This is a genomic window from Mycobacterium sp. TH-M82, from assembly GCF_057473605.1.
The window spans coordinates 1-1966 of sequence record NZ_JBYCKY010000710.1; the positions used below are offsets into that span (position 1 = coordinate 1).

General features: G+C 62.7%; 2 protein-coding genes. Both read right to left on the reverse strand.

Annotation, left to right across the window (positions count from 1 at the left end):
- Positions 1–289 (reverse strand): hypothetical protein (locus tag AC2VON_RS20745; RefSeq protein ID WP_486954601.1); only part of this gene is annotated, 289 nt, incomplete at its 3' end.
- A gap of 3 nt (positions 290–292) precedes the next feature.
- A complete protein-coding gene (locus AC2VON_RS20750; RefSeq protein ID WP_486954602.1) occupies positions 293–1849 on the reverse strand; it encodes a recombinase family protein in 1557 nt (518 codons plus the stop codon).
- Positions 1850–1966 lie beyond the last annotated feature (117 nt).

A 1966-nucleotide genomic window follows, 5' to 3' on the forward strand; every position in this document is an offset into this window, starting at 1 on the left:
CTGTTTCGGCGTCAAACCCAAACTCACCCAACCATTCTCGCCGACCGCACCCGATTACCCGGTCAACGCCACGCGAAAAACACCAGCCACCTAGGAACCCGTCAGATACCAGTTCATCGACTGCCTCGCTCAGGTCTTCCAGCTCCCGCAGATGCCGCAGCCCGACTAGAACGTCGGCCAGCGACCAGAGTCGTTCGGGGCTCTGAGCCAGGAATTCAGCGACGAGTAGATCTGTGTCGATGGTCTCGGGGTGGGCGTCCACGGATGTCAGCCACTCACTTATGTCCATCGGTCATGCTCCTTCTGGGGTGATCTCAATGGCACCGTCTGTGCCAACGGTGATTCCTTGAATGCGGTTGTGGGACATAGCCGCAAACATGTCTTGGGCCGCTGCGGCGGTATCGCCGGCCGACAGCTCTCTGAGCATGGTTCCCAGGTCTCCGAGGTCGACGCGGACCTGGGTCCGGTCGAACTCCACGCGGACACCGGAGGCCCTCAGCCACGCATTGCGGGAACCTACGTCCTGGGCAGCCCACCACGCGGAGAACATCTCACCGGTAGACACCCATCGCCAGCCAGACGGTTTCGAGGGCAGAGAGGCAAGCTCAGTCCGCTTGTCTGCTAGCAGGCGGATCCGCTCGTCCAGCCGTTGCCTCTGCGGAGTGCCTCGCTTGAACTGCCCGGTGCCGAGCTGGTCCGTCAGATCAGCGAGAAGCTCGTCCAGCTCTGCTAGCTCGTCGGAGTTATCCGAGCCCTGCTCCCACACACGCTCTAGCCGCTCGGAATCCCCGAGCAACCCCAGAATTGCGGCCTCGATCAATTCGCATAGGTCGTCGGCTCGGATGGTTCGGTTGCCGCACTTGTGCGCTTTCGTAGCTGTCTGGCACCGGTATCGGGGGAACTGGCTATGGCTACCGCCGTTGAACCTGTAAGCGGGCTTACCGCAACCTGGCATCCCGCAGAAGATGACGCGGGTCAGAAGTGACCCTTGCGTCGTGGGCCTGGATCCCTGCGACCGGGAGTCGAGGACACGCCGAACCTGATCCCATGCGTCGCGATCCAGCACCGGCTCAGCCCGTTGGATCGGGGAGCCGTCGTCAGCACGGATTGACTTGCCGTTGCGGTCGGTCACCCGTCCGAGCATGGCTTCACTCATCAACGACCGCTTGAGCGGTGTCGAACTCCAGTCCTTTCCCTTGGGAGACTTGATGCCCCGACGGGTCAGGTCGTGTGAGACGGAGTTGAGTGACTCCCCGCCGATCACGCGGCGGGCTACCTCGTGGATCACGCGGACCTGTTCGGGGTCAGGGATCAGTCGCCAGTCGCCAGTCGACTTGTCAGGCCGGTATCCCCACGGCGGGACCGATCCCCGGTACCGGCCGGTCTTGATGAGATGGTTCGCTGAGGACTTCGTCCTCTCGCGGATGGCCTCTAACTCACCTTCCGCGAGGAACCCGACAACATTGGCGATCAGACGGCCGACCGGCGTGCTGAGGTCGACCGCCTCCGTCGCAGAGACGACGGTTTTGCCGTGGTCCAGGGACCAAGCGAACAGCTTGTTCAGGTTGATGGTCGATCGGGTCAACCGGTCCAGCCGGTAGACCACGATGCAATCGAACTCGTTGCTGCGCTCGTGCAGCCATGAGGCCAACTGAGGGCGTTTCTTGCGGTCGAACGGGTCGATAGACCCGCTGATGTCGAGATCCTCGGCGACACCGACCTCTTCGTATCCTCGCTGCGAGATCAGCTCGCGGCAGGCTTGGACCTGCCTCTCTGGTGAGGTCGTGTTGTCCTGCAGCCGGCTGAGCCGGGTGACGATTAGTGCTCGCGGTGTCTGTGAGCTGGTCATACGGGGATGGTATCACCTCAACCACCGAGACGGCGGTCGTCGACAAGCCCGCCGAGGAGGAGGGCGACGGCCACGGCCACGGGCACGGGCATCATCACCACTAGTTCGTCACCAAGA